Origin of the sequence: Deinococcus apachensis DSM 19763 (genome assembly GCF_000381345.1) — a bacterium.
Taxonomy (GTDB): Bacteria; Deinococcota; Deinococci; order Deinococcales; family Deinococcaceae; genus Deinococcus; species Deinococcus apachensis.
In genome coordinates this window covers 5001-31484 of sequence record NZ_KB906416.1, presented here as the reverse complement: position 1 = coordinate 31484, position 26484 = coordinate 5001, and the positions used below count along the sequence as shown (strand labels likewise).

The 26484-nt window shown below is 69.7% G+C and carries 30 protein-coding genes (1 of these 30 cut by a window edge); 12 read left to right on the top strand and 18 right to left on the bottom strand.

Features of this window, described 5'->3' with window-relative positions; all coding sequences use genetic code 11:
* Positions 1 to 32: 32 nt before the first annotated feature.
* From F784_RS0118990 to F784_RS23840, 3 genes are read left to right on the top strand one after another with little or no spacing between them, the layout of a single operon-like run.
* On the top strand, positions 33 to 1121 hold the full coding sequence (locus F784_RS0118990) for a GTP pyrophosphokinase (protein ID WP_019588311.1): 1089 nt from the start codon (positions 33 to 35) through the stop codon (positions 1119 to 1121).
* Between the two features lie 25 nt (positions 1122 to 1146).
* Positions 1147 to 2133 carry a hypothetical protein gene (locus tag F784_RS0118985; protein ID WP_019588310.1) on the top strand — a complete coding sequence of 329 codons (987 nt, stop codon included), beginning with the start codon at positions 1147 to 1149 and terminating at the stop codon, positions 2131 to 2133.
* Positions 2036 to 2641: a P-loop nucleotide/nucleoside kinase family protein gene (locus tag F784_RS23840; protein ID WP_342662497.1), complete on the top strand. Its 606-nt coding sequence runs from the start codon at positions 2036 to 2038 to the stop codon at positions 2639 to 2641. The genes F784_RS0118985 and F784_RS23840 overlap by 98 nt, the downstream gene beginning before the upstream one ends.
* 8 nt (positions 2642 to 2649) lie before the next feature.
* Here F784_RS23840 and F784_RS23835 read toward each other — a convergent pair whose 3' ends face one another.
* From F784_RS23835 to abxC, 5 genes are all read right to left on the bottom strand, one after another.
* Positions 2650 to 3366, bottom strand: a complete 717-nt coding sequence (locus F784_RS23835; RefSeq protein ID WP_019588308.1) for a YqjF family protein — start codon at positions 3364 to 3366, stop codon at positions 2650 to 2652.
* 74 nt (positions 3367 to 3440) lie between these two features.
* Positions 3441 to 5063: a HAMP domain-containing protein gene (locus F784_RS0118970; RefSeq protein ID WP_019588307.1), complete on the bottom strand. Its 1623-nt coding sequence runs from the start codon at positions 5061 to 5063 to the stop codon at positions 3441 to 3443.
* Positions 5064 to 5187: 124 nt separating this feature from the next.
* Entirely contained in the window at positions 5188 to 5613 is a 426-nt protein-coding gene (locus F784_RS0118965) for a DUF8082 domain-containing protein (protein ID WP_019588306.1), read from the bottom strand.
* Complete coding sequence (locus tag F784_RS0118960; RefSeq protein WP_040383576.1) at positions 5610 to 6431, bottom strand: hypothetical protein; 822 nt, start codon at positions 6429 to 6431, stop codon at positions 5610 to 5612. The genes F784_RS0118965 and F784_RS0118960 overlap by 4 nt, the downstream gene beginning before the upstream one ends.
* Positions 6432 to 6644: 213 nt before the next feature.
* Positions 6645 to 7289 (bottom strand): monothiol bacilliredoxin AbxC, encoded by a 645-nt coding sequence (abxC, locus tag F784_RS0118955; RefSeq protein WP_019588304.1) that lies wholly within the window; start codon positions 7287 to 7289, stop codon positions 6645 to 6647.
* A gap of 70 nt (positions 7290 to 7359) precedes the next feature.
* On the opposite strand from abxC, the gene F784_RS0118950 reads away from it, so the two are divergent.
* On the top strand, positions 7360 to 7587 hold the full coding sequence (locus F784_RS0118950) for a hypothetical protein (protein ID WP_019588303.1): 228 nt from the start codon (positions 7360 to 7362) through the stop codon (positions 7585 to 7587).
* A gap of 3 nt (positions 7588 to 7590) precedes the next feature.
* On the opposite strand, the gene F784_RS0118945 is transcribed toward F784_RS0118950, so the two are convergent.
* The 3 genes from F784_RS0118945 to F784_RS0118935 form a co-directional block, all read right to left on the bottom strand.
* Positions 7591 to 8547, bottom strand: coding sequence for a class I SAM-dependent rRNA methyltransferase (locus F784_RS0118945; protein ID WP_019588302.1), 957 nt, complete (start codon positions 8545 to 8547; stop codon positions 7591 to 7593).
* Between the two features lie 96 nt (positions 8548 to 8643).
* The gene (locus F784_RS0118940; RefSeq protein WP_019588301.1) at positions 8644 to 9561 is read right to left on the bottom strand and encodes a phospho-N-acetylmuramoyl-pentapeptide-transferase; all 918 of its coding nucleotides are present in this window, start codon (positions 9559 to 9561) and stop codon (positions 8644 to 8646) included.
* Between the two features lie 45 nt (positions 9562 to 9606).
* On the bottom strand, positions 9607 to 10608 hold the full coding sequence (locus tag F784_RS0118935; RefSeq protein WP_019588300.1) for a helix-turn-helix transcriptional regulator: 1002 nt from the start codon (positions 10606 to 10608) through the stop codon (positions 9607 to 9609).
* A 100-nt stretch (positions 10609 to 10708) separates the two neighbouring features.
* On the opposite strand from F784_RS0118935, the gene F784_RS0118930 reads away from it, so the two are divergent.
* Both F784_RS0118930 and F784_RS0118925 read left to right on the top strand, forming a co-directional pair.
* Entirely contained in the window at positions 10709 to 11206 is a 498-nt protein-coding gene (locus tag F784_RS0118930; protein ID WP_019588299.1) for a DinB family protein, read from the top strand.
* 159 nt (positions 11207 to 11365) lie between these two features.
* Positions 11366 to 12079 carry a DUF6766 family protein gene (locus tag F784_RS0118925; protein WP_245557947.1) on the top strand — a complete coding sequence of 238 codons (714 nt, stop codon included), beginning with the start codon at positions 11366 to 11368 and terminating at the stop codon, positions 12077 to 12079.
* A 54-nt stretch (positions 12080 to 12133) separates the two neighbouring features.
* On the opposite strand, the gene F784_RS0118920 is transcribed toward F784_RS0118925, so the two are convergent.
* The 5 genes from F784_RS0118920 to F784_RS0118900 form a co-directional block, all read right to left on the bottom strand.
* The gene (locus tag F784_RS0118920; RefSeq protein WP_019588297.1) at positions 12134 to 13135 is read right to left on the bottom strand and encodes an isocitrate/isopropylmalate dehydrogenase family protein; all 1002 of its coding nucleotides are present in this window, start codon (positions 13133 to 13135) and stop codon (positions 12134 to 12136) included.
* A 35-nt stretch (positions 13136 to 13170) separates the two neighbouring features.
* Entirely contained in the window at positions 13171 to 14172 is a 1002-nt protein-coding gene (locus F784_RS0118915; RefSeq protein ID WP_019588296.1) for an NAD(P)/FAD-dependent oxidoreductase, read from the bottom strand.
* On the bottom strand, positions 14145 to 14828 hold the full coding sequence (gene mnmC2, locus F784_RS0118910) for a tRNA (5-methylaminomethyl-2-thiouridine)(34)-methyltransferase MnmC2 (RefSeq protein ID WP_019588295.1): 684 nt from the start codon (positions 14826 to 14828) through the stop codon (positions 14145 to 14147). Before mnmC2 ends, F784_RS0118915 begins: the two co-directional genes overlap by 28 nt.
* A gap of 79 nt (positions 14829 to 14907) precedes the next feature.
* Positions 14908 to 15405 carry a DUF2382 domain-containing protein gene (locus F784_RS0118905; RefSeq protein ID WP_019588294.1) on the bottom strand — a complete coding sequence of 166 codons (498 nt, stop codon included), beginning with the start codon at positions 15403 to 15405 and terminating at the stop codon, positions 14908 to 14910.
* A gap of 90 nt (positions 15406 to 15495) precedes the next feature.
* Positions 15496 to 16425: a PRC and DUF2382 domain-containing protein gene (locus F784_RS0118900; RefSeq protein WP_019588293.1), complete on the bottom strand. Its 930-nt coding sequence runs from the start codon at positions 16423 to 16425 to the stop codon at positions 15496 to 15498.
* Between the two features lie 371 nt (positions 16426 to 16796).
* Here F784_RS0118900 and F784_RS0118895 point away from each other — a divergent pair, with 371 nt between their 5' ends.
* From F784_RS0118895 to F784_RS0118875, 5 genes are all read left to right on the top strand, one after another.
* Complete coding sequence (locus tag F784_RS0118895; protein WP_040383568.1) at positions 16797 to 18812, top strand: elongation factor G; 2016 nt, start codon at positions 16797 to 16799, stop codon at positions 18810 to 18812.
* A 69-nt stretch (positions 18813 to 18881) separates the two neighbouring features.
* Complete coding sequence (locus tag F784_RS0118890) at positions 18882 to 19904, top strand: threonine aldolase family protein (protein WP_019588291.1); 1023 nt, start codon at positions 18882 to 18884, stop codon at positions 19902 to 19904.
* A 57-nt stretch (positions 19905 to 19961) separates the two neighbouring features.
* On the top strand, positions 19962 to 20936 hold the full coding sequence (locus tag F784_RS0118885; RefSeq protein ID WP_019588290.1) for a CPBP family intramembrane glutamic endopeptidase: 975 nt from the start codon (positions 19962 to 19964) through the stop codon (positions 20934 to 20936).
* Positions 20937 to 20943: 7 nt separating this feature from the next.
* A complete protein-coding gene (locus F784_RS0118880) occupies positions 20944 to 21318 on the top strand; it encodes a YkvA family protein (RefSeq protein WP_019588289.1) in 375 nt (124 codons plus the stop codon).
* A 22-nt stretch (positions 21319 to 21340) separates the two neighbouring features.
* A complete protein-coding gene (locus F784_RS0118875; protein ID WP_019588288.1) occupies positions 21341 to 22003 on the top strand; it encodes a YIP1 family protein in 663 nt (220 codons plus the stop codon).
* Positions 22004 to 22105: 102 nt separating this feature from the next.
* Here F784_RS0118875 and F784_RS0118870 read toward each other — a convergent pair whose 3' ends face one another.
* A complete protein-coding gene (locus tag F784_RS0118870) occupies positions 22106 to 22612 on the bottom strand; it encodes a DUF456 domain-containing protein (RefSeq protein ID WP_019588287.1) in 507 nt (168 codons plus the stop codon).
* A gap of 85 nt (positions 22613 to 22697) precedes the next feature.
* Here F784_RS0118870 and F784_RS0118865 point away from each other — a divergent pair, with 85 nt between their 5' ends.
* Entirely contained in the window at positions 22698 to 23288 is a 591-nt protein-coding gene (locus F784_RS0118865; protein ID WP_019588286.1) for a peroxidase-related enzyme, read from the top strand.
* Between the two features lie 53 nt (positions 23289 to 23341).
* On the opposite strand, the gene F784_RS26395 is transcribed toward F784_RS0118865, so the two are convergent.
* The 4 genes from F784_RS26395 to F784_RS0118845 form a co-directional block, all read right to left on the bottom strand.
* Positions 23342 to 23755 carry a hypothetical protein gene (locus tag F784_RS26395; RefSeq protein ID WP_157465370.1) on the bottom strand — a complete coding sequence of 138 codons (414 nt, stop codon included), beginning with the start codon at positions 23753 to 23755 and terminating at the stop codon, positions 23342 to 23344.
* Positions 23756 to 23825: 70 nt separating this feature from the next.
* Entirely contained in the window at positions 23826 to 24662 is an 837-nt protein-coding gene (locus tag F784_RS0118855) for a 3-hydroxyacyl-CoA dehydrogenase family protein (protein WP_026332589.1), read from the bottom strand.
* Positions 24663 to 25056: 394 nt separating this feature from the next.
* Positions 25057 to 25374, bottom strand: a complete 318-nt coding sequence (locus F784_RS0118850) for a YciI family protein (protein WP_019588283.1) — start codon at positions 25372 to 25374, stop codon at positions 25057 to 25059.
* A gap of 5 nt (positions 25375 to 25379) precedes the next feature.
* Positions 25380 to 26484, bottom strand: the 3' portion of a protein-coding gene (locus tag F784_RS0118845; RefSeq protein ID WP_019588282.1) for a thiolase family protein. It continues 77 nt past the right edge of the window; only the last 1105 of its 1182 coding nucleotides appear in the window; its start codon lies beyond the right edge, outside the window; its stop codon occupies positions 25380 to 25382.

The following is a 26484-nucleotide window of genomic DNA, read 5'->3' as shown; positions in this document are numbered from 1 at the left end:
CGGGCGTCCCGGGCGCCTATCATGCTCCTACCATGGACAGCGAGGCGCTGGTGCAGGCGTACCGGGAGGCCCTGCCGGAGTACGAGCGGCTGCGCGACGCGGTGGTGGCACACACGACCAGGCTCCTGACCGAGGCGGGCCTGAACATTCACCACGTCACGGGGCGGGTGAAGAGGCCCGGCAGTCTCGGCGACAAGCTGCGGCGCAAGCCCGGGCGGTACACGGAGCTGGAGGACGTGACCGACCTCGTGGGCGTGCGGGTCATCACCTACTTCGCCAGCGACGTGAACGTGGTCGCCCGGCTGATGGAGGAGCACCACCTCGTCGACTGGGACCACTCTATCGACAAGTCGCGAATGCACGACCCCGACCGCTTCGGCTACCTGGGCGTGCATTACGTGCTGCGCGCCGAGCCCGACCTCGTGCCCGAGCTGCCCGGCGCGCGGTACGAGGTGCAGATCCGCTCCATCCTCCAGCATGCCTGGGCCGAGATCGAGCACGACCTGGGCTACAAGAACCGCGAGGCGGTGCCGCGCGAGGTGAGGCGCCGCTTCTACCGCCTGGCGGGCCTGCTGGAGATGGCCGACGAGGAATTCATGGTCCTGCACCGCATGGTCCGCGACTACGCCGCCACCCTGCCCGCCCGCGTTGCCGAGGACCCCGAGAGCGTGTTCATCGACGCGCAGAGCATGAAGTACCTGCTCGCCACCTCGCCCGTCCACGACCTGGACGAGGACCTCGCCGCCGCCCTGCGCCTTCCCGTCCTGTCAGGCTGGTCCGACCCCGAGCGCCCGCAGCGCCTCGCCAGCCTTCTGCACTACGTCGGCGTGCATTCGGTCGGGGGGCTGCTGCGCGACCTCTCCCGGCATGGGGCGGAGGTGCGGCAGTTCGGCGCGGCCCTGATGCCCCGCCTGCCCGAGACGTGGAAGCCCATCGGGGGGCTGCGCCCCGGCATCAGCCTGGTGCAGTACGCGCTGCTGCGGGCCTGCGCCAACCCCGCCCTCGACCCCGACGAGGTGGTCCGGGTCCTGGACATCAGCGGGCGGGGAACGCTGGAGGAGATGGTGGCGAAGGTGCGCGAGGTCTACGGGCAGGTGACCGGGCACTCGGCGGCGGACTGAGGGGACCTCTCGCTAGACTGCCCGCATGACCCTCACCCTGCTGCCCGACCTGGGCGACCTGCTGCGGCTGCATCCCCAGTACAACGCGGGCACCGTGGTCGAGCTGCTGCGCTGGCTGGAACGCGGCGGCCTCCCGATCCGGGAGGTGTGGTGGGCGAGCGGTCCCGATCCAGACCACCCCCTGCGCGACGCCCTGCCTGCCGCCCGCTTCACCCTGCGCGAGCTGCCCCTGCCGCCGGAGGACGCCGAGGCCAACCACGCCCAGCTCGTCTCCTTTCTGAACCAGTATCCGCAGGGCCGCGACCGGCTGCGCGAGGCGGGCCGGGCCGAGCAGTCCTTCGCGGCGGTGCTGACCTCACCCCTGACGGTCGAGCGTGCCCTGAGCCCCGAGGTGCTGGGGGCCGCCCACACCTACCATGAGGGAATCCGCGAGGCTCTGGGTGAGGGGCCGGGGACCCGCTGGCGGGAACGCCGGTTGGAGGGAATCGTCTCCGCCCTGTCTGATGGAGGGGAGGGCGTGGTCCTCGCCCCGCTCGACGACCTGCCCGACCTGCTGGAGCGTTTGCCGGACGCCCGGCTGCCCAATGTGGAGGGCTTTACCCCCGGCGAGACCTCCCGCCTGCGTGCCCTGGCTGACCGCGCCTGGCAACTGCGTGAGGACGACGACCTGGGGGCGCTGCTGGAGGCGCTGGACCGTGAGGCTGGGGACATGGTCACGCCCAAGGCCGAGCTGGACGCTGCCGCCGCCGGTATTTACCTCGCCGTGGGAGACCTGGGAAGTGCGCGCACCCTGCTCGAACGGGCCGCGCACGCCCTCACCGACGAAGTGCCGCGCAGCCTTCCCGGCCTGATCCTCGCCCGTTTAGGGCAGGTGCGCGACGCGCAGGGGGACCGGGACCTGGCCGAGCGGACGTATCGGGCGGTGCTGGCCCTCTCCTACGCCCCCGCTGCGGCGCGGGAGGCGGCGGAGGCGGGGCTCCGGGAAGCGTTCCGGCTGGAGGGCGTGTCTTGATCCCGCCCGAGCCTGCCCTTCCGGCCCAGCCCGCGTCATTCTGATCACCGGCAGGATGGCGGCGGGCAAAAGTACCGTGGCGCAGGGGCTCGCCGAAGCCCTGCCCCGGAGCGTGCATCTGCGGGGCGATGTCCTTCGGCGCCTGATCGTGAACGGCCGGGCCGATCCCACCCCCGACATGCCTCCCACCGCTGACGCACAACTCGCCCTGCGGTACCGCATCGCCTTGAGTGTCGCCCGCCAGGACGTGGAGGCCGGGTTCACCGTCGTCTATCAGGACGTGATCCTGGAAGACGACCCGCGTCTCGTCGAGTCGCTCCTAGAAGGATTGCCGCTGTCCGTGGTGGTGCTGTGCCCCTCACCCGAGGTGGTCGCCCGGCGTGACGAGGAGCGGGGCAAGACCGGTTATGGCGGCGCGCGGCGCGCGGTCCGTGGCCGAACTCGATCTGTCCCTGCGCCGCTGGAGATCAGCCTGCGGCGGCTGGGGGAGGCGCGGGTTCCGGCGTAGAAAGGCCCCTAACGCACCCGCTCCAGCCACCACGCCCGCACCTCCAGGTGTTCGGCGTGCAGCAGGTGGGGCTCGCCCTCCAGGGGGATGCCCAGGCTGTCCGCCAGGGTATTCTCGGCAATTACGCCCTCGGCGTGGCGCAGGGGCCAGGCGATGTGGTCGATGCGTCCCCGGTAGACCCGGCCCCGTGAGTCCACACTGTAGAGCGCGAGCCGGTCAGTGAGCCAAGCCTCCAGACTCTGCGGTGCGGGCGTCAGGGCCGGGCCGACCGGACGGTACGCGGCGGCGAAGCGGGCTGGAGGCTCTCCCCGGTGGGTACGAAGGCTTGCGTACCGGGTGACCTGCCCCTCCTGGTCCACCCACATCCGCGCGTCGAAGTAGGGAAGATGGAAGAAGCGGCGGGCGAGGCGCACGGCCACGGGCTGCGCGGCGTCCAGACTGTAAAACCACACGCCGGGCACCCCGTCCACCGTGACGTAGGTCCGCAGGTTCAGCTCCGGAAAGGCGCTCAGGTGCGGCACCTCGGGGACGAATCTGGGGGTGACGCCGGTCATGCGGAAGGGCACGGCGCCCAGCCACGCCTCGCCCTCCCGGGTGTCCACTTCGACTCCGGCGGGCAGCGTGCGCGCAACCGCCTCCGGGTCCGTCCGCCAGTGCATGAAACAGAGGTCCCGCCACGTCATCCTCAGGACCCAGGGGGTGCGGGGAAGCGGCAACTTCGTCATGGGCCAAGCATGGGGCCAACCCCCTAAAAAGAACCACCCCTCCGGGACGGGGAGGGGTGGGGGAGTGGCCGTGCTTACGCCCGTTTGCGGCGGCGCAGGCGGTCCATCGCGGCTTCCAGGCTCAGGCGCATGCGTTCCAGGGCCTGGGCGAGGTCGCCGATCTCGTCGTTGCGGTCGGCCTGCACCGGGCGGGTCAGGTCACCCATGCTGATCGCGTCGGCGACCTTAACCAGACGCTCGATGGGTTGCACGACGCGCCGGGCCGAGCGGACGGCGAGCGACGCGGCGAGCGCCAGGGCGAGCAGCGACACGCTCAGCACGAGCAGCAGCGTGTTCCGCAGGTTGATCGCCGCCTGGGTGTTGGGCACACCTACCGCGATGCGGTACAGCAGGCCAGAGCTGTCCTGGGTGGCGTCCACGGTGCTGCGCTGGCCCCCCTTCGTCTCGACCACGCCCAGGCGGCTCACGATGTAGCTCGTGCGCTCCGAGTGCTGGTTGTCCTTCTGCTCGGCCTCGGAGCGCAGCTCGCGGGCCTGGGCGGAATCGCCCGCCCCGACCGCCTCAAGCTGCGCGAGCTGCTCGCGGTAGGCGTCGGCGGCGCTGCCGCTGCTCACGAAGGTGCCCGTCTCAGGGTTCTCCCGCAGGAAGGTCGCCACCCGGCCCTGCAACGTGCCGTCGAGCCGCGGGTTCTGGCTGCGGAAGTAGGTCGTGCCGTCGGGCAGCTCCACCCGCACGAAGCCCACCGACGAGCGCCTCAGCAGCGCGTCGAGCTGCGCGTTCACCGTCTCCTGGTCGCGGGTGTCCAGGCTGGTGCCCACCGCGACCGCCACCGCCTGCGCGTTCTGCGCCACGAGTTGCCGCTGGAGGCTGGGCAGGATCGCGGTGAGCAGGCCCAGCGTCACGGCGGTCGACAGCACCAGCGGCGCGAGCGCCCCGAAGGCCATCTGCCGCGCCAGGCTACGGCGGCGCCCGAGCGGCCCGCGCGTCTCCTCGGCCCCGGCCGTCAGGAACATCTCGGTGGAGGCGGGCTCCTCCTGCGGCTTGGCCGTCCCACCATCCAGGGTCAGCGCGCCCGTGAAGTCCGACCAGATGTCGGCCCCCGGGGCGGCGGTGTCGGCGAGGGCCGCGGCTGGCCCACCCTGGGGCCGGGCCACGCCGAGCAGGTCGGCCTCCCCGCCCGGCATGACAGGCAGGGCGAAGGGGTCGCCGGTCGGGGCGAAGGGGTCGGCGGCGAGCCCGGCCCAGCCGCCGTCGTCCTGGGCGGGCAGGGTCAGGACGCCCGTCTCGGCGCGGCTGGACGAGGCAAAGGGGTCGGCCTGGGATGTGCCCAGGCCCCCGCCGGGCAGCAGGGGGGCGCCAAAGTCGGGGGGCGGGGGCGCCAGGACCACGCCGCCCTCGGGGTCGGGCACGGCGCGGATCACCGAGGGCCCGGACGCGACGGCCTGGAACGGCTCGGAGAGGACGCCCGTCTCCTCGCGCACCTCCTCCAGGGCGACCTGCGCGCCCACGTCCTGGTAGACCTGGAGGAGCAGGTCCGCGCGGGCCCGGCCGGTGGGCTTCATCAGGCGGCCCGCGCGCCGGGCGGCGAGGCGCTGCGCCTGCTCGGGGGAGAGGCCGAAGCGCTCCACGAGCTGCTGTTCCAGCACGGGACGCACCTCGTCGGGGACGGGTTGGCGAATCACGACCGTGTACTTCATGGGTTGCCCTTCCTGGTCGCCGGGCGGGCCGTCCCCTCCTGGGACGCGCCCCCGGGCCACCACTGTCTGGAGTGCCTGGAAAGAGGAGGTGTGGCCCTGAACGGGACACGCGGGGAGGGGCGGCTCACGCGATCCCCCGCGACCGGAGCTGGCGCACGAAGGCCTGCACCTGCGCCTCGCTGAGCTGCGCGGCCACCTTGGAGAGCAGCGTGCTGAGGGTGATGCCGTCCCCACATTCGTCGAGCACGTCGTCCACCACGAATTCGCCCATCGGCCCCATCACCGCGATCACGCACTGGGTCACCGCCTGGGCGGCGGCCTCGGTGAGGGGCTGAGTGCGCTGCGCGGCGCGGTTCGCCCAGGTTGCGGCCTGAGCGACCAGGGGCGGTACATCCAGGGGCGGAATTCCGGCGAGGCGGGCGACCTCCTCGGGACCCCGCCTGCCGTCCACGTGGTGCATGACGCGCCACAGGGCGAAGGGCAGCGGGGTATCGTCCGTCAGCCCGGCGGGCCAGGAGATCCGGGGGCTGCCGTATTCGGGGGCGGTCATGCCGTCTCCAGTCCAGATGCCGCCCACTCGGGCCGCGTCCGCAACTCGGCGAGCGGCAGGTCCGCCAGCCGCAGGCCCAGCCGGGCGAGTGTCCCCTGGAAGGCGCCCAGGAGTGCGGGCTGCGCCTCACCGAGGGGGAGGTCGGGGTCCACGCGCAGCCGCCCGCCCGTCACCGTCACCTCCCGCGCGAAGGGGTCGAGGCAGGGGTGCTGCCCACTCAATCGCACGCTGACCTGCCGCCACGCCTCGTCGAGCGGGGACAAGCGGTGGGCAGCGGTGATGAGGTCGGTCCAGAAGGTCAGGAGCGCCTCCCGTCCGCCCGTGCCCCCCGGCAGGCGCGGCAGCGCGACGCAGGTGGCACCCGGGGCGGGCAGGGTGCCGTCCAGCGGCTGGCCGCCCTCCCAGAAGCTGCACGCCGGGCCGCCCAGCAGCACCCCGGAGAAGCGCTCGCGGGTCAGGGCGGCCTGCGGGGTGGGCCAGAGCCCCTCCAGCGGCTGGGGTGCCCAGGTGCGGCTGGCCCACACCAGGTCCGCGACCGCCGGGTCCAGTGCCGCCAGCGTGACCTGCGCGCGGGGCAGGGCGGCCAGGGCGGCGGGCCAGCTCACGTCGCCCCCCGCCGAGAAGCCGCCGCGCAGGGTGCCGCGCACCCACACGAAGCGCGCCCAGCTCGGTCCCTGCTGCGCGTCGAACACGCCGCTCAGGCCCTGCGCCTGGCGGGCGGCGAGGTCCACCGTGACCTCGGTCCAGGGGTAATGGTCGGTGTGAAGCTGCGAGTAGACGGCGCGGCTGGGTGGAAGGGGCAGGCGGGGTTGGGGCATGTCGTGCAGGGGTCCGTGGGGAGTGAGGGTGAGAATTCGGGCCGTGCTCCCTGGGAGAGCGTCACGGCGGATCGTGCTGCCGCTATCACACTCCATAGGGTCTTACCGCCCGCTTACACTCCTTAGAACCTTGATCTGGTCAATATCCATTACTCATCCAAAAGCAACAAAAAACCGCCACGGCGCGGGCCGGGCGGTCGGGCAGTATGGGACTTAGCCCAGTTCGCTGAGCAGCGCCTGCACGCGGGCCTTCAGGTCGCCGCGCCCCTGGGGAGCGCCGAGCTGGTGCAGGCCCCCGTGGTAGGCGTCGGGGTCGCCGAACAGGCGCGAGAGGGCCTCGAACTCGCGCTGGCTGCGGAGGCTGGCGTCGTCGCGGAAGAGGGTCACGTACTGGTCCTGGAAGGCCCAGTCGCTGAGCTGCCCCTCCAGGTAGGCACGCATCAGGCGGCGGTAGGGCTCCACGTTGTCGTCCGTCGCCACCGCGCCCTCACCGCTGCGGCGGGGCACCTGCGCCTCGAACACGGGGGCGAGCGCCTGCGGGGTGATGTCCCAGTTGTTCACCTCGAACTGCGGCTGCCCGTCCCGGAACAGGATGAGCTGCGGGCTGTGGTGGACAATCCCGGTGATCTCGGCGACATGGTTGCTCGCCGGGCGCCAGTCCACCACCCGGATAAAACCCACCGGCAGCTCGTGCTTTTGCAGGAAGGTCTCCAGCACGCCGAAGCCCTGCATGGTCTTGTGGCAGGTCCCCGCCTTGAACACCGCCGCCAGCGGGTACTCCGCCAGGAAGGAGTCCACCTCCTCCGGCGTCGTGAGGGGCAGCAGCACCTGCTTGTGGTCGGTCACGCTCTGGGTCATGTCCCCAGGATACGCCCCACTTTAGAAAGTGAAGTGAGGCGGGACACAAGGGTGGGGGTTAGAGTCGGGCATGTCGGACGCGGCGGAATTCGTCAGCTTCACCCTTGGGAACGTCAGGGTGAGCGGCTTCGTGACGCCGGACGAGCTGAGCCGAATTCATTCCGGGAAGGTCGTGGACGTGCTCCTGCGGCAGGTCATCGCCATTCACGGTGATGTGGGGGAAGAGGTTTCTTTGGGCGACGTGGCCTGCACCTTCATTGGGGGCGAGCCCTCACCCTTCGCGCTGCCGCGGAATTGACCCTCAATCCAACGCCCAGACGTGCGCCTTGAGGTGTGTGGCCCCCGGGTAGTCCTCGCCCGGCCCCAGGCGCTCCGTCACTCGCCCGCGCCGCCCGGCCTCCGTTAGCCCTGCCGCGACCATTCGTTCAAAGGCCTGAGTCGTCACGCCCGCGTGGTTCGTCATGGCGAGGAGCCGTCCGCCCGGCGCCGTCACGTCCGCCGCCAGCCCCGCCAGCCGCCCGTAATCACGCTCGGCCCGCCACACGCCCGCCTTGCTCCGCGCGAAGGAGGGTGGGTCGAGGATCACGAGGTCGAACTCGTCGCCCCGCCGCCTCAGCCTGCCCAGCCACTCGAACACGTCGCCGTACAGGAAGTCGGCGCCGGGGGCGGGAAGGCCGCTGAGGGCATAGTTCTGCTGCCCCCAGGCAAGCACCTTGCGTGAGAGGTCGACGTTTTTCACCACGGCGGCCCCACCCAATGCCGCATTCAGTCCAAACCCACTGGTGTAGGCGAAGCTGTTAAGCACCCGGCCCCCCACTGCGGCATGGTTCCGCACCCAGGCGCGCAGGGGGCGGGCGTCGGTGAACAGCCCGGTACTGAGGTCCGCGCCGGGCCGCAGCAGGAAGGGGACCCCGTTTTCCAGCGCCACAACCTCGGGCTGCGCCGCGCCCCAGACCGGCTCGGGCGGTGACAGCCACTCCCGCGCCACGTTCGCCATGTGCCGGGCCTCCACCGGGCGGCGTTTGAGGTAGACCGACGCCACTCCCGGCAAGGCTCCGCACGCCTCCGCCAGTCTCGCCTCCTCCCCGCTGCTCAGGTCCGCGTACAGGCTCAGCACCGCCGCGTCCCCTGCCAGGTCCACCGCGAACAGGCCGCCCGTCTCGGTGGTGTGGGCTGCACGGAACACCGTCGTGCCCTCGCCGGGAAGGTGGGCACGCCGGGCGAACAGGGCAGGAAGGTCGGGGAGGGGGCGGGTCACGGGGGCAAGTGTAGGGAGGTTGGTGAACGGTGAATAGGGGAAAAAGAAGATGGGGCGAAGCCTTCGCGGTCGCCCCCACTCCCGCTCACTTCCCCTTTACGGCCTCCCTCCCAGAATCCACCACACCGCCGCCGTCGCCACCGCTGTAACCACCCAGAAGCGGGTCGTTACATGTGTCTCCGGCCAGCCGCTCAGCTCGAAGTGGTGCTGGATGGGGCTCATTTTGAAGAAGCGTTTGCCGGTGCGCCGGAAGTGGATAACCTGAATGACCACGCTCAGCACCGCCGCCACCGGGATGACCGCCGCGAGGGGCAGCAGCCACACGTCGGCGTACAGGACGTAGGCTCCCGCCGCGATGGCCCCGATAGCGTGGCTCCCCATATCCCCCATGAAGACCCGCGCGGGGTGGGCGTTGAACCACAGGAAGCCCAGCAGCGCGGCGACCAGCAGCGCCGACATGGGCGACACCGCCAGCAGCGGCAGCAGCACGATCATAGCCACGCCTGCCAGCAGCCCGTCCAGCCCGTCGGTGAAGTTGAAGGCGTTCACCGAGCCCACCATGACCAGTGTCAGCAAGATGAGGTCGGGGATCTGTCCCAGGCTGGGCAGCAGTTCATGGGAGGCGAGGGGCGCGGCGAACCACGCGAACCCCAAGCCGACCAGAAGTTGCAGCGGGAATTTCTCGCGGGCCAGGAGTTCCTTCTTGCCCCGGCCGCGCATCCGCGAGCGAATCTTGAGCAGGTCGTCGATGCCGCCGATCAACCCCATCGCCAGGGCCGTCAGCATGATCAGCAACTCCCGCTCGCCGCCCGCGTGGCCCGTGAAGTACAGCGGGAAGAACACCAGGGCCAGGGCCAGGACGAAGGGCACGCCGCCCGCCGTGGGGGTGCCCTCCTTTTTCAGGTGCGTCTGTGGCCCCTCCTGGCGGATGGGTTGCCCCCAGCCCCGCGCCTTGCTCAGCCGGATGAACAGCCCGACGAGGAACCACGACAGCAGCGCGCAGAGGACGATCACGCGCGGCCCCGCAGGGTGAGCCAGATCATGAAAAGAAGCGGCATCTCAACCGGGGAGACTACCATGAGGGACGCGGGGGTCCCCGGCGTGAGTGCGGAGCGAGGCCGCGCTCGCCCGCTCGGCCAGCCCTGCGAACACCTCCCGCAGTTCCGCCGGGGCGTGAACGGTGAAGGCACAGCCCAGGCCCAGCAGCATGGCCGCGAAGGGCTCCAGGTGCTCCCGGGTGCAGCGCAGCCGCGTGCCCCCACGGACGGCGTCAGGCTCCAGCACGACCTGCCAGGGGGAGAAACGCAGGGCGGCCTCCTCCGGTGGGAGCCCCAGCCACACCTTGATGTCGAAGGGCGCACGAACGAAGGGCAGGGTGGCGCGCAGGTAGGCCCGGGCGTCGAAGTCCGGCGGCCGGGTGAAGGGCCGTTCCAGCTCGGCGGGCCCCGAGATGCGGTCGAGGCGGAAACTCCGCAGCGCGTTCCGCAGGCAGCAGCGGCCCACCGCATACCAGCGCCCGTCGAGGTGGACGACCCCGTACACCTCCACCTCCCGCCGGGTCTGGGTTCCCTGGTGCGAGCGGTAGTCGAACGCCACGGTCCGCTCGGCCCCCACGGCGGCGAGCAGGCAGGCCAGGACACTGGCGTCCGTTGGGATCGTCCACGGGGAGGCGTCGAGCTGCACGGCGTCCTCCAGCGTCCGCACCCGCTCGCGCAGGGCGTGGGGCAGGGTGCGCGCGAGCTTGGCCCCCGCCCCCGCCACCGCCGGAGCCAGCGCCGTCAGCCCCAGGTGGTGCAGGGCGTGCAGGCCGAGGGCCAGGGCCAGGGCCTCCTCCCCGCTGAACATCAGGGGCGGCAGGCGAAAGCCGGGTTTCAGCCGGTACGCGCCCCCCACGCCCCGGGTGGACTCCACCGGAATCCCCAGGTCCTGAAGCCGGGCGATGTACCGCTGCACCGTCCGCGAACTGACCTCCAGCCGCCGCGCCAGCTCCGCGCCCGTCACGCGCTCGTGCGCCTGGAGGAGTTCCAGCACGGTGAGCACCCGCATGGAGGGGTCGTACATGGGGCCAGTGTGACACGGAAAGACGACGGGTCCTGACGGGAATAGCGGTTACGCTTAGGGCAGAAAGCAGCCCTCCTGGTTAGCTTTCGGTGGAGGAATCATGACGCAGACTGATGCTCCCGCCGTCCTCACGCCCTCCCTGATGTCCCCCGAGTACCTGCTCGCCCACTGGCAGAGCAACCGGCGCCTGACCCGGCGGGTCACAGAGGCGTTCCCGGAAGATCAGCTCTTCACCTTCACCGCGGCGCCGCCGATGCGGCCTTTCGGGGAGCTGGCCTGGGAGGTCGTGGGACTGGGCGACTATGTGCTCAGGGGGCTGAACACGGACGACTGGTCGTGGGCTCCGCCCGCCGGACCGCCCCCGCACGACCGCGCCGCGCTGCTCGCCGCCTGGGATGAGCAGACGCCCCGGCTGGAGGCCGCAGTGCCCGTCTATCCCCCGGACCGCTACCAGGAGAAGCGGGACATGGCCTGGGGCCACTTCTCGCCGCTGGACACGGTGCTATACGCCATCGAAAACGAGATCCACCACCGCGGGCAGGGCTACGTGTACCTGCGCGCTCTGGGGATTCAGCCGCCCGCCTTCTACGAACGCTGAGGCGCTGTCCATGGCGACACTCAGGTCTGACTGCTCCGGCCCAACGACATCACGTCCTAATGAGCATGGCGAACGACCAGCTCATCCCCCCTGGAAGTAAACGCACTTTGGTGAAACACAGAGACAGTATTTTCCCACGCTTTCTAGACTGGCCCTACCATGTCACAGCCATCGCTGCACCCCTCCACCCCCCGGTCGGGCAAGTCCCAGCCTGGGGGGTTGCGCCGCTTCTGGAGCAACAACGCGCTCTCCATCGTGGTCTTCGGCCTGTTCCTGCTGTTCTGGGGAGGGCAGAGCTTCGCCGGATTCAAGAACTACAACGAGGATCAGGTCGACCACCAGCAGAAGACCGTCACCTACACCCAGTACCTCCATACCAGCCACTTCTGGGAGGCCACCGGGGAGAACTGGGAGAGCGAATTCCTCCAGATGGGTTTTTTCGTGATCCTGACCGTCTACCTCAAGCAGCGCGGCTCGTCGGAATCGAACAAGTACCCGGACGAGGAGCAGGGTGGCGAGGCGGAGTCAGGAGGGGGCCAGGCCAGCCCGGACAAACGGGGTGGGCTGGCGCTCGTCCTCTACCGCAATTCCCTGTCCATCGCGCTGCTCGTCCTGTTCCTGCTTTCGTTCGCCATCCACGTGATCAGCGGCGCGATGGAGTACAGCCAGGAACAGATCGAGCACGGGGGGCAGGCGGTGACGCCCCTCCAGTTCCTGGAAACCTCCCAGCTCTGGTTCCAGTCGCTGCAGAACTGGCAGAGCGAGTTTCTCGCCATCGGCGCGATGGTCGTGCTGACGATCTACCTGCGTCAGGTGGGGTCCTCGCAGTCCAAGCCGGTGGAGGCGCCGAACAGCAAGACGGGCGAGGAGTAGTTTGGGAAAGAAGAAGGCCGGGGGATGCACGCCCCGGCCTCCTCGTTTGCCCTGTCAGCCCAGGCGCGCGATCACCGCGTTGGTAAAGTCCTGCGTCCCCGCCGTGCCGCCCAGGTCGCGGGTGCGCGGCCCCTCGGTGAGGACCGTGTTTACCGCGTCGTCGATGCGGCGGGCCACGTCGTGCGCGCCGATGTGATCGAGCATCAGGACGGCGGCCAGGATCGTCGCGGTGGGGTTGCTGATCCCCTGCCCAGCGATGTCGGGCGCGCTGCCGTGAACGCTCTCGAAGATGCCGAACTGGTCGCCCACGTTGCCGCTCGCCGCGATGCCCAGCCCGCCCACCAGCCCAGCGGCCAGGTCCGAGAGGATGTCGCCGAACATGTTCGTCATGACCATCACGTCGAACTGGGCGGGGTTGCGGACGAGCTGCATCGCCGCGTTGTCCACGATCATCGTGTTCGTGGTCAGCCCTTCCCGGCCCTGCGCCTGCTCCAGCACGGTGTCCATGAACAGGCCCTGGGTCACCGGCAGCACGTTGGCCTTGTGAACGACCGTCAGCTTCTTCCGCCGCTTGAGGGCGAGGTCCACCGCGAAGCGGCCGATGCGTTCGCTGGCGTCCCTCGTGATCACCGTATCGGCAATCGCCGTGTCACCGTAGCGCCGCTCCTGCTCGACGTACAGGCCCTGGGTGTTCTCACGCACGATCACCAGGTCCACGTTCTCGTAGGCGCCGGGCACCGGGCGGGTGCGGGTGGGGCGCACATTCGCATAGAGGTTGTACTTGCGCCGCAGGTGGCGGATCGCGCCGAAAAAGCCCGCGGGCTTCTCGCCGCTGGGGCTGGTCGCCGCGCCGAAAAGGGTGGCGTCGGTGTTCTCGACCGCCTCGTAGGTCGCCTGCGGCACGCTGGTGCCGTGCTCCAGGAAGTACTCGTACCCGGCTTCGGCCGTCACGTACTCGGCGTCCAGGCCCGAGGCCTCCAGAACCCGGCGGGCGGCGGGGATGACCTCGTGGCCGATGCCGTCCCCCTCGATCAAGCAGATGCGGTACTTCGCCATAACTCCGCCAGTCTAGAGCTTCTCTGGGAGGCCCGTCACACTCGACGAGAGGCGAGCACGTCACCGACAACGTGACGCGCCAGCAGCGGCCCGAGTAAGAAGCCTTTGCTCCCCAGGCCGGAGAGGCGCCACTCGCCATTCGCCGTCTGTCCCGCGATCGTGCCGGAAAGCCGGGTGCCGCTCCACCGCCCCGTCACCCGCGCGCCGCTCAGGTCCGCCAGGGCGTCCGCCTTGCCCAGCAGCCACCGCAGCGAGGGGAGGGGGAGCTCCGGCTCGCGCCAGGTCGGCGTGGGCGCCTCGAAGGTCGCGCCCAGCACGCCGCCGGAGGCAGACGGGGCGAGGTAGGCGCCAAAACTGACCGGGAGGGGCGTCGCCGAGTGGTCGAGCGTGAGGAGTGTCCCGGCCCGGTGCGTCGCCGTCTCGCCCGCCCAACTTGCACCAACCGAGCCGCCGCACCACACCAGTGCGTCCCCCCACATCACCTCGCCTCCCTCCAGGGTGACCGAGCGGGTATCCCATCCCACCGCCCGCCGCCGCACCACCTCCGCCCCGGCCACCGCCAGCAGGCCTGCTACGAAGGCCGCGCCGTCCAGCCAGCCCCCTTCGGGCAGAGACAGGACGTGCGCCCAGCCAGGAGTCAGGAGAGCAGGGGCGTCCTGCGGTGCGAGCCAGGTATGCGGCAACTGTGGGGGCAGGTTTCGCGCGAACTTCCGCCGTGCCCGGTCGTCGGGGATGGGGCGGAGGACGCCCTCCCGCCCGTGGGGAACAGCGATCCCGGCCCTCCGCAACCTGTCCACCAGCGCCCAGGTCAGCCGCGTCCCCTCCAGCGCACGTGGGTCCACCTGCCCCGACTGTCCCCGCACCGGGTTCACCAGGGCCGAGGGGACGTGGCTCGCCGCGTCCCGCCCGGCATCCACGACCGTCACCCGCGCTCCCTCCCGGGCGGCGAAGTAGGCGACGGACGCGCCCGCCACGCCGCCGCCGATGACCAGGACGTGGGGCGCGCCGCTCACGCTTCCCGCACCGCCCGCAGGCATTCGCGTTTTCCGGGTGGGCCGGGGCGCTTCCCCACCGTCAGGCCACTCGCTGCCAGCGCCCGGCGCACGTGCCCGGCGGCGCTGTAGGTGGCGAGGACGCCTCCCGGCGCGAGGGCACTCGCCAGCCGCCCCACGAACTCAGGCGTCCACACCTCCGGGTTGCGCGCGGGCGAGAAGCCGTCGAGGTAGAGGGCGGTCGCCCAGCCCTGGGGGAGAGGGGCTGTCAGGACATCCGCGAAGTGAACGGTGAGCCTCATGTCCCCCACCTCTATCGGCAGCGGCGACTCCTCACCCCAGCTCTCCAGCAAGGCCGCCCAAACTGGATGGTCCGCCCCCTCCCCACCCTCCGCGACCAGGCGCAACACCTCCGCGGGGGCGGGATCGAACTCGTAGGCGACGTACTCCAGCGGCACGCCCCTCCGCGCGCAGTCCGCCAGCGTCGCGCGAAAGTTCACCCCCAGGCCGAAGCCGACCTCCACCACGCGGGGATGGGGATCGCGGTCCGTGCCCGTGCCCTCCAGAAAGACGTGCCGCGCCTGCCCCGCCGCCCCGTGCCGGGAGCCGTATGCCTCGCCGTGGCGGGCGCTGAGGGCCGTGCGCGAACCGTCCGGGGTCAGGATGATCTCGCCCGCCGGGCTGCCGGAACCGCCGTTCATACCGGGACAGGATACGGGCCGCTGCAAAAGAAAATGAGGCCGGAAGGCAAACTCTTCCAGCCTTCCGGGACGCGAACGGTCAGGGCTGAGGGTCGGTGCCGCCCGTCACGGTGCGGTCGCGGATCAGGCCCTGGGGGTCCTCCACGTCCAGTTCCTCGCGGCGCAGGGTGAGCCGCTCGGTCTGGGTGTAGGTCCGTGCCTGCTTGCTGATCGTCACATCGCTGAAGGGGTATACCCGCTTCTCGACGAGGGCGCGTTCCTCGTACAGCGGCACCTCGTACGTGCGGCCGACCTCCAGCGTCTCGCCGTTCATGGTGACGCGGCCCCCGGTGTCCTGCTGCACCGTGATCTCCAGATGCTCGCTGTGCAGGGTGATGGGCACGACCTCCTCGCGCTCACGCACCACCCGGCGGACGGTGACGGCCCCCACGTTCTCGGGCACGACCTCGACGAGAGCACGCTCCTCGTGCAGGCGCAGCCGCTCGACGACCTCCCGGACATTACCCTCCCGGAGCTCGGTGGTCTCCGTCGTGCGCGTCTCCTGGGTCGCCTGCCTGATCCGGTCCTGTTCGTCCATACCCTCTCCTCCACACCCGGCGCTCCTCCCCCGCTGGGGGCCAGGGCGCAAAAGAGGCGGGGTTGCCCCCGCCCTCCCAACGTCTCCCACTTACAGGTTGCGGTCGCGGTCCGTCAGGGTCTCTGTCGTGGTGGTCGTCGTCGTGCTCGTGCCCGACGTGCCCGTACCCGAGGTGTTCATGCTGGCCTGATCACCGCTCTCCAGGCGCACGTCGCCGGTCTTGTTGACGTCCAGCACCTCGCGGCCCACGGTCTCGGTCACCGTCTGGGTCTCGGTGACGGTGCGCTTGCCGATCTCAACCTCTTCGGTCACGTAGGCCTGCTTCTGGACGTTGGCGCGCTCGGCCTCCAGGTCCACGCGCATCGTCTCGCTGGCCGCGCCCAGCACCGCACCCTCAACCGGGCGCGCGTCGGTCACCGCGTGGCGCTCGATGACAACCTCCTCGCGCTGGAGGGGCACATTCACGGTCTCCTGGTGGGTCACGACGTGCTTGCCGATCTCGACCGCGCCCGCCTGGAAGCGCTCCTTGTTCACCATCAGGCGCTCTTCCAGAAGCTGGAGGCGGTCCGGCGTGCGGAAGGCGCGCTCGCGGTAGGCCGTCTGGTCGGTGCTTGTGCCGCGCAGCACGCGCTCGTCCGAGGCCATCGAGGTGTTGGTGAAGGACTGATCCGTGCTGCTCTGGTCGTAGGAATACGTCTGGTCGTAGCGGTACTCGCCCAGGTCGCGCGCCTGGTCCTTGGTCAGGTTGTCGAAGTACACGCCCTCGTCCGCGAAGCGGGCCTCGCCAACCGGGACCATCACTTCCTTGGAGGAAAACCAGCCGCCCACATCCACGATCAGGTAACGGATGCGGCCGGTCGTGTTGTCCACCAGCGCGTCGCGCACGGTGCCGATCTTCTCGCCACCCACGCCGTAGGCGGTGTTGCCGCTGGGGTTGTAGACCCCCTCGCCCGACAGTTCGAGCTGGTTGTCGCGGTTCAGGTCGGACAGGCGCATCAGGGAATTCTGGGGCATCGTCATAGGGTCCTCCATTGGGGATGGAATGCTGTGCAGGGCGTTCCCCGTACCGCCCAAGTCTGGGTGGAAAAGCCCACAATCTGCTGAGCCCGACCTAAAGCCCACCCTGAGCCGACCTTGAGATGGAGGTCATGAACCACATTCGGCCGGGGAATGCCGTCGCCAGGCGGGTGAACGGGTGCTGACAGCCTGGGTCGCTCCGCGGGGCTTGGGGTGTTGGGAGATTCCTTCCCGGCCCCAAACGCCCCGTGTGACTGCACCCCAGGTCCCCGCGCGGGTGTAAGCTCTGAACACCTCAATTCACCCCTGCCCGCGTGGTGTGTGGTCGCCTGCCCTCCTCTTCCCGGTTTGCTGGAAAGGTCTGGTGGTCCCTGGTGCAGTCTCAGAATGTCCCTGTTCGGGTGGTGAGTCTCGCCGCGCACAGCGGCGCGGGAAAGACGACGCTCGCCGAGGCCCTGCTGGTGCAAAGCGGGGCTCTTTTACGCGCCGGTCGGGTGGAGGACGGCACCACCCAGGGTGACCACACCGACGCGGAAAAGACCCACGGTTTTTCCATCTCCACCAGCGTGCTGCGCCTGCCGCACCGCGGCACCGACCTCACCCTGCTCGACACGCCGGGCTACGCCGACTTCGTGCGCGAGATTCGAGGCGGTATCCGGGCGGCGGATTCGGTGCTCGTCCTTGTCAGCGCGGTCAGCGGGGTGGAGGTCGGCACCGAGCGCGTCTGGGCCACCGCCGACCGCTTCGTCATGCCGAGGATCGTGGTGATCTCCAAGATGGACCGCGAGCGGGCGAACTTCCACGCGGTGCTGGCAGACATCCGCGCGAGCCTGAAGGGTCCGGTCGCGGCGGCCTTCCTGCCGGTGGGGGAGGGGCCCGATTTCCGGGGCGTGGTGGACGTGCTGGGCGCGGAGGGGGGCGAGGTGCCCGGCGAACTCCGTGCTCCTCTCCGCGAGGCCCGCGAGGCGCTGGTGGACGCCATCGTGGAGACCGACGACGAGCTGATGAACCGCTACCTGGAGGGCGAGGAGATTGGCCCGGAGGAACTGCGCGGCGCCTTCCTGCGCGCCGTTCACGCGGGCACCCTCTACCCGGTCATTCCCATCAGCGCCGAGACGGGCGTGGGCGTGCCCGAACTCCTCGACCTGATGGTGGACGGCCTGCGAAGTGCGTCCGAGCGTGGGCTGGTCACGGGCGTGGATGGACAGACGCGCGAGCCGACACCCGACGCGCCCGCCTCGGCCCGGGTGTGGCGCGTCTCGGTGGACCCCTACGTGGGCAAGCTCGCCTACATTCGTGTCTGGAGCGGCACGATTCGCCCCGGCGACACGTTGAGAAACACCACGCGCGGGGTGGACGTGAAGCCCGCCCACCTGTACGTCGTGAGCGGCAAGGAGCTGACCGAGGTGCCCGAGCTGCGCGCCGGGATGATTGGCGTCCTGACCAAGCTCCCCGAGCTGCACACCGGGGACACGCTGGCCGACCCCGCCAACCCCATCGAGTACGATCCCCTCGTCCTCCCCGACCCGGCGCACACGGTCGCCCTGTTCCCGAGGACGCGCCAGGACGAGGACCGCCTGAGCGCGGCGGTGGCCCGCCTGCTGGACGAGGACCCCACCCTGCGCTTCGAGCGGGAGGGGCAGACCGGCGAACTGCTCCTCTCCGGGATGGGCGACATGCACACGACCATCGCGGTGGAAAAACTCGCGTCGCTCGGCGTGAACGTGGACACCCGGACCCCGCAGATTCCCTACCGCGAGACCATCCGGGCTTCTTCCCAGGCGCAGGGCAAGCACAGGAAGCAGTCGGGCGGGCACGGCCAGTACGGCGATTGCCACCTGCGGCTCGACCCCGGCGAGGGCACGGCCTTCCGCTCGGAGGTGGTGGGCGGGGCGATCCCGAGTAAGTACCTCCCCAGCATCGAGAAGGGCGTGGGCGACGCGATGCTGAAGGGGCCACTCGCGGGCTACCCCATACAGGACGTCCATGTGGCCGTCACCCACGGCTCCTACCATGACGTGGACTCCAGCGACCTCGCCTTCCGCACCGCCGGGGCGCTCGCCTTCCGCAACGCCGTGGAGGGGGCGAGGCCCGTCCTGCTCGAACCCGTGATGCTGCTCAAGGTCCGCGCGCCCGCCCAGTTCACCGGCGACCTGATTGGCGACCTCCAGACCCGCCGCGCCCGCGTGCAGGGCATGGACCCGGAGGGCACCGTCATCACCGTCACCGCCGTCGTGCCCCAGTCCGAGCTTCAGACGTACTCCGCCGACCTGAGAAGCCTGACGGGCGACCGGGGGGCCTTCAGCGTGAAGCCCTACGGCTACCAGGACCTGCCGGACCACCTGGCGAAGAAGGTGATTGAGGCGCGGAAGGCGGCAGCGGCTGGGTAGGGGAGGGGCGCTCGGCAGTGGGGGACAGCTTCCCGTCCTGTTCCTCACGGGCGGCGTAGCATTCCCTCCATGACCGCCACCCTCCCCCGCATCCTGGCCGACCTCCGCTCCGATACCGTGACCACCCCCACCCCCGAGATGCGGGAGGCGATGGCGCAGGCCCCCGTCGGCGATGACGTGTACGGCGAGGACCCGACCGTCAACGCGCTCCAAGCCGAGGTCGCGCGCCTGACCGGGCACGAGGCCGGGCTCTTCATGCCCAGCGGCACGATGACGAATCAGGTCGCCATCGCCCTGCACACCCGCCGCGGCGAGGAGGTGATCTGCGCCGAGGGCAGCCACATCTACGAGTGGGAGCTGGGCATGATGGCGACCTTCTCCGGCGTGGTGCCCCGCTTCGTGCCTGCGCCGCTCGGCGTGCCCGACCCAGAGGCGGTGCGCCTCGCCGTGCGCCACTCCATCCACCAGTCGCCGACCGGCCTGATCAGTCTGGAGAACACCCACAACAAGGCGGGGGGCACAGTAATTCCCCTCGACGTACTCGCCGCCATCCGGGGCGTGGCCGACGAGGAGGGCCCGCCCCTGCACCTCGACGGGGCGCGTGTCTTCAACGCGGCCGCCGCGCTGGACGTACCCGTCGCCGAGATCACCCGTCACTTCGACACCGTGAGCGTGTGCCTGAGCAAGGGGCTGGGCGCCCCGGTCGGCAGCGTCCTGGTGGGCAGCGCCGCGCAGATGCGACAGGCCCACCGCTACCGCAAGATGATGGGCGGCGGGATGCGCCAGGCCGGAATCCTCGCCGCCGCCGCCCTGATCGCCCTGCGGGATGGTCCCGCCCGCCTGAAGGACGACCACCGCCGCACCCGCAGGCTGGCCCAGGCGCTGATGGAGGCCGGGTACAGCGTGAACCTCGCCGCCGTGCAGACGAACATCATCTATGTGACCCTGCCCAATGCCGCGGCACAGGTCGCTCAGTGGGCTGAGCAGGGCGTGCTGGCGAGCGCCCTCGGCCCCGACTCCGTGCGCTTCGTGCTGCATCACCAGGTCGGCGACGAGGCGCTGGAGGAGGCCATCCAAGTGCTCACGGCCTGAGTGGATGAATGGAAAGGAGGACGCGTCCGCCCGGCGCGGCGCGGTAGGCTGGCTCTCATGACGGCCCCGGACGTGCCCCCCACCCCTGCCACACTCGCCCCGGAAGGCACCGCACAGCCCCCCACCCCGGTGATTCGCGCGGTGGATGGCAACCGGGCCGCCCTGGCGCTGCTGATTACCCAGAACGTCGTGTCGGCGCTGCTGCTGGCGGCGCGGCTCCCACTGGGCCTGTCGCTGCTGGGGGCCTTTGTCGGTACCGTGCTGGTGGGATTGGTCTTCTTCCGCCCGGCGCTGACGGCCCTGGTGCGCGACACGCGCTGGCGCACGCCGCCCTCGTGGGGCACCGCGCTCGCCGCCTTCGTGCTGGCGTTCCTGGCGTCGCGGGCCTTCGTGCTGGCGTACGTGACGATCTTTCCGAGCGGGGCGGACGCGATTCCGCAGTTCCTCAGCCACGGGGCGGACCTGTGGCCGCTGCTGCTCGCGGCGGGCCTGCTCGTCCCCTTCGCCGAGGAGGTTGCCTTCCGGGGCCTGATGCTGCGCGGGCACGAGCGGGCGTCGGGCTTTCTCGTCGCGGCGCTGACGACCTCCCTTGCCTTCGGGATTGCGCACGGCGCTCCGGCGAGCGTGGTGGGCATCCTGCCGCTCGCCTACGCGCTGGCCCGGCTGGTGCAGCACACCGGCAGCCTGTGGAACTCGGTGATCGTCCACGCGCTGAACAACACGCTCGCGGTGGCGCTGGGCAGCCTCGTGGCAGGCCGTGACCTGGGCGACCCGGCGCAGGCGACCGAGATGTTGAAGAATCCGGCGCTCGCCCTGCCCCTCGCCCTGGGGGCGCTGCTGTTCGGCGTGGTGGTGCTCGTCGTGCTGCACCTGTGGCTCACGCCGAAGCCCGATCCCCGGGTCGGCTCCGCCCCTGGCCCCTGGTTGAGCGCGGCCTACGTGGTGATCCTGCTGTTCGGCCTCGTCTCGGCCGCCTACACGCTGCCTTTCGTTCAACAGGCGCTCACCGACCTGCGCGGCGCCCTGCACTGAGGCCGGGGTGCTGAAGCGGCTGCGGGACCTCGCCCGCCACCTCAAGGGGGAACTCCTCGCCCTGAGCCTCGCCGCCCGGGACCCTCGCACGCCCTGGCCCGCCCGGCTGCTCGCGCTCCTCGTCCTCGCCTATGCCCTGAGCCCCATCGACCTGATCCCTGACTTCATCCCGGTGCTGGGGCAGCTCGACGACCTGCTGCTCGTGCCCGCCGGGCTGTGGCTCGCCCTGCGCCTGATTCCACCCCCCGTGCTGGCTGATGCCCGGGCGCGGGCCGCCGCCCAACCGGCCCGGCTGGCACGCAGCGTGTGGGGGTTACTCCTGATGCTGGGACTGTACGTGTTCGCCGTGGGACTGCTGTGGCGGTGGTGGGCCAGCCATTAGGTGCAGCCGCTAGAGTAGCCCTGTGGCCCGCCGTCCCCGCCCCGCGCCCACTCCGCCCCCCGAGGCGCCGCTCGCCGCCGAACTGCTGACGGCGCCCGGGGCCTTTTTCCAAAAGCTCCGCGTCGCCGAGCCGCGGCCCTGGCGGTACGTCGCGCCTGTCCTGCTCGCCGCCGTGCTGGCGGGTGTGGTGTACGCGCTGCTGCTCCGGCCGGTGGGGACCCTCGCCGGAAGTGGGGCGGGCCTTCTCACCCACGTCAGCAACGTGTTCGGGACGTTCTTCCTCACCGTGGTGAGCGCCGCGCTGATGTGGGGGCTGGGCTACCTCGGCGCCGGGCGGGAGGGCCGGGCGGCCGAAGTGTACGGGGCGACCTTCGCCCTGTTGCCGCCGCTGTACCTGCTGCTCGCCGTGCTGCTGCTGGTGCTGCCGGGACCGAATCTGAGTGGGCTCGTCCTGCCCGCTGACTGGAGTGACGTGCTGCGCGCCATCGCCAGGGCGCCCCTGACCCGCGCAGCCATCGCGCTCACGCTGCTGGGCACCCTGGCCCAGTTCGTCCTCGCCTACCGGGGCTTCCTGGTCCTGACGGGCAGTCGGCGGCGGGCCTTCCTGAGCACCCTGTCGCCGCTGGTGCCCGTGCTGCTGCTGACCCTGGTCGGCTTCGGGCCGCTGCTGGCGGGGCTGTTCTAGAAGGCTCGCCGGAGAGCTCTATTTCGCGGACGGGTCGCACCCGTGAGACAAGGAAGGGAGGCGCAAGCGGTGCCTTCCCACGCCTCCCTTCAAAGAAATGTTTCAGGCTGACCCGAGAATGCTCTTCGCCGGGTCCCACAACCTCCACAACTCGTAGACGCCGATTAGGAGGTGCAGCACCAGCTTGGCGGCGATGCCCGCCAGGAGGCCAATCAGTGTGCCCCAGGCCGCCCGCACCCCTTCCAGCACAGGCTTGCGGACCACGAACAGCTCCGCGACCAGCGCGCCGCCCAATGGCCCCACGACCAGTCCAAAAGGCAGGAAGATGCCCACCAGGCCGCCGATCAGTGCCCCCCACACCGCCTGCTTGCTGCCGCCGTACCGCCGCGCGCCCCAGGCCGAGGCCACGTTGTCCACCATGCTGACCAGAAAGGTGATCACCGCGAAGGTGAGCAGAAAGGGCAGGTCCGGCCAGACCTGAAACCCGTCGATGAAGGTGGCCGCCACCGTTCCGGCAAAGATGATGACCGTCGCGGGCAGGGCGGGCACGAAGGTCCCGACCATGCCGATGATCCACGCGATCAGAAAGACGAGAAAGGCGAGACTCATACGTCCCGGGGTACGGGGTGAGCGGGGTAGAGGTTCCGGGGCCGGGTCCCTAACGCCCGTTAGGTGCCTGGGGTAAGCTGTCCCCATGACCACAACTCGGCCCGAGGCCGGAACGAACCGTATCTCCTTCCTGCCCGTCCCCGACGAGACGCAGGTGCCCGAGGGCATCCGCAAGCTGTGGGGCAAGGCCGAGGCGAACATCGGCTTCGTGCCCAACGTGTTCCGCGCGCAGGCGGTGAACGGCGAGCAGTTCCTTGCGTGGTGGAACTACTTCAACCTGCTGCTGAACAAGGAAGGCTACCTGACGAATGCCGAGCGCGAACTCGTCGCCGTGGTCGTCAGCAGCGTGAACCGCTGCCTGTACTGCGCGGTCTCGCACGGGGCGGCCCTGCGGGAGTTCGGCGGGGACGCCCAGAAGGCTGACGCCGTCGCCGTGAACTGGCGCCACGCCGACCTCACCGAGCGCGAGCGGACGCTGGCGGAGTACGCCGAGAAGCTGACCCTGCGCCCCGCCGAGGTCACCGCCGCCGACCTGGAACCCCTGCGCGCAGTGGGTCTGGACGACCACCAGATCATGGAACTCGTGCAAGTCATCGGGATGTTCAACCTGACGAACCGGGTGAGCAGCGCCCTGGGCTTCATGCCGAACGCGGAGTATTACCCGCAGGGGAGGTGAAAGACGGGCAGGCGGGGGAGATGTCCCCACTGCCCGCCCGTCTTGCCCCCGCCTCACACCTGCTGGTAGCTCGTCGCCTTCCAGGCGCAGCCGCTGCGGTTGAGCTGCACGACGCCCTTGAAGGTCTGCGCCATCACCTTGCCGGTGAAGCGCTGCTTGCCCTGCACGGTGATGCTCCCCTTGACCTGGGCCGTATCGCCCTGCACGTTCGCCTCGCCCACATTGATCTGGTACTGGATGTCGGCGTACATCAGCTGGTAGACCGGGGCCATTGACGAGAGTTTTTCCTGGGCGGCTGTTTTCGCGGCGCTCTGAACAGCCGCCGCATCTGATGCCGGGGAAGCGACGCACTCCGCCCCGGGCTGACCCGGCGCCTCCGCATTCGCCACACCTGCCCACATCAACGTCATCCCGGCAAGCGCCAGGCCGAGGGGTCGGGTCCACTGGTTGAGCTGAGCAAAAATCATGGGGCGGGTTGTACCCCGCCTCTACATGAAAAAAGTCCGCTGCGACTGAGAGCCGTTAGGTTCAGCTAAATCAGTACGTGTAGAAGCCCCGCCCGCTCTTGCGTCCCAGAAGGCCCGCCTGCACCATTTTCCTCAATAAAGGCGAGGGCCGGTACTTGTCGTCGCCCAGCCCCTGGTGCAGCACCTCCATGATGGCGAGGCAGGTGTCCAGCCCAATGAAGTCTGCCAGCGTCAGCGGCCCCATCGGGTGGTTCATCCCCAGCTTCATAATCTGGTCGATGGCCTCCGGCTCGGCCACGCCCTCCATCACGCACTGGATAGCCTCGTTCAGCATGGGCATCAGGATGCGGTTGGAGACGAAGCCGGGGTAGTCGTTGCACTCCACGGGCGTCTTGCCCATCGCCCGCGCCGCCTCGGTCACCTTCTGCGCCGTCTCGTCGCTGGTGGAGTAGCCGCGAATGACCTCCACAAGCTGCATCAGCGGCACCGGATTCATGAAGTGCATCCCGATGAACCGCTCGGGCCGCCCGCTCGCCGTGGCAAGGCTGGTGATCGGGATGGAAGACGTATTGCTCGCCAGGATGCCCTCGGATTTGACGATCTCGCCGAGTTGGCGGAAAAGCCCCGCCTTGACCGCCTCGTTCTCCACGATGGCTTCCACCACGAGGTCGCAGTCCGCGAAGTCCTGAAGGTTCGTGGTGAAGGTAAGGCGGCCCAGCACCTCTTCGGGCGTGCCGGACAGCCTGCCCTTCTCGTGCAGCTTGGCGAGACTCTTCTCGATGGTGGCCCGCCCGCGTGCCAGAAACTCGTCCTTCACGTCCTGCACGACGACGCTAAAACCACTTTGCGCCGCAACCTGCGCAATGCCGCCGCCCATCTGACCTGCTCCGATGACTCCGAATGTCATGTTTTTCCCTTCCTAAGCTGTAGTAAACAATGCAGAACAATCCACCGGTCCTTCCCTTCACCCACCAAGACGATGTCATCCCAATCCTCATCCGCGATCCACGCTTGATGCACGTATGAAAGATCGAAGTTGGGTTTACTGGTAGGTAAAGAGAGAAGCCGTTTGGCCTCTCTCAGCCAAAGATTGACTTCAACGCACGGCGATGCAGGCAACCAGTCGCCCGTGAGATCGAAGGCCGCCTCGACTTGGAGGTCCGAGAGTACAAGCGAAAGAGAGCCCTGTGAACTGTTCTTCCAATCAAGCCCTTCTCCCCAAAAGACTTCAAGCCTCTCCTCACTGGCGGCAGATTCGAAATCTACGGGATCGTAGAAAACAGCCTACCTCACCCTTCGACTCACTCCACCAGCGGCACGCCCTCAAGCGTCAGCGCGCGGCCCCGCTTGACGGGCGTGAAGGGCGTGTAGGTGTACTCCGAGCAGCCCTCCAGCACGAAGGGGTCGTCCCGGAAGACCTCCTCCAACTGCTCCTGGCTCTCCGCTTGCGCGAGCAGCACGCCGCCCGTGCCATCCACCTTGCGGCCCGACACGAGGAAGAGGCCCGAGCGGTAATGCTGGTCCAGCCACTCGCGGTGCCGGGGCGTGACGGCGGCGAGGTCGTCCCCGCTCTTGAGGTAACGGCTCTGGATCACCCACAGGGTCGGCGTCTGCGTCATGCGCTTCAGCTTAGCCGCTTGACGCTGAGGGCCAGGCCGTTGCCGCCGCCCATGCACAGGGTCGCCACGCCCGTCTCCTTGTCCTGCTGACGAAGGGCGTGCAGCAGCGTGACCAGGATGCGGGCGCCGGACGCGCCGATGGGGTGCCCCAGCGCGACCGCCCCGCCGTTCACGTTCACCCGCTCGGGGTCCAGCCCCAGCTCGCGCTGCACGGCGAGGCTCTGGACAGAAAACGCCTCGTTCAGCTCCCACAGGTCCACGTCGCTCACGCCCATGCCGCTCTTTTCCAGCAGCTTCTTCGTGGCGGGAACGGGCGTCATCATCACCCATTCGGGGGCGAGGCCTCCCGTCGCGTAGGAGGTGATCTCGGCCATCGGCGTCAGCCCGTGCGCCTGCGCCGCTTCCTCGGACATCAGGAGCAGGCTGGAGGCGCCGTCGTTCAGGCCGGGCGCGTTCCCCGCAGTGACGGTGCCATCCGTCTTGAAGGCGGGCTTGAGCTTCGCCAGCGTCTCGGCGCTCGTGTCCGCACGCGGGCCCTCGTCGGTGTCCACGACCACGTCACCCTTGCGGCCCTTGACGGTCACGGGGGCGATCTCGTCGCTGAAGCGACCGCCCTGTTGAGCGGAAACTGCACGCTGGTGGCTCTGGGTGGCGTAGGCGTCCTGCGCCTCCCGCCCAATACCGTACTTCTCCGCCACTCGCTCTCCGGTCAGACCCATGCCCTCGTCATTAATGGAGCACCACAGACCGTCGTGCGTGTTCGCGTCGAGGACCTGCGCGTGCCCCAGCCGGTAGCCCTTCCGTGCCTGCGGGAGGAGGTGCGGCGCATTGCTCATGCTCTCCATGCCACCCGCCAGCATGATCGTTTGGTCGCCCGCGCGGATCGCCTGCGCGGCCAGGATCACGGCCTTGAGACCCGAGCCGCACACCTTGTTCACGGTAAGGGCGCCGACCTCGTGACTCAGCCCCGCCTTCAGGCCCGCCTGCCGCGCCGGGTTCTGCCCGCATCCCGCCTGCACGACCTGCCCCATGATGACTTCCTCGACGAGGTCGGCGGGGATGCCCGAACGGCGCAGCGTCTCGCGCAGGGTGGTGGCTCCCAGCTCTACG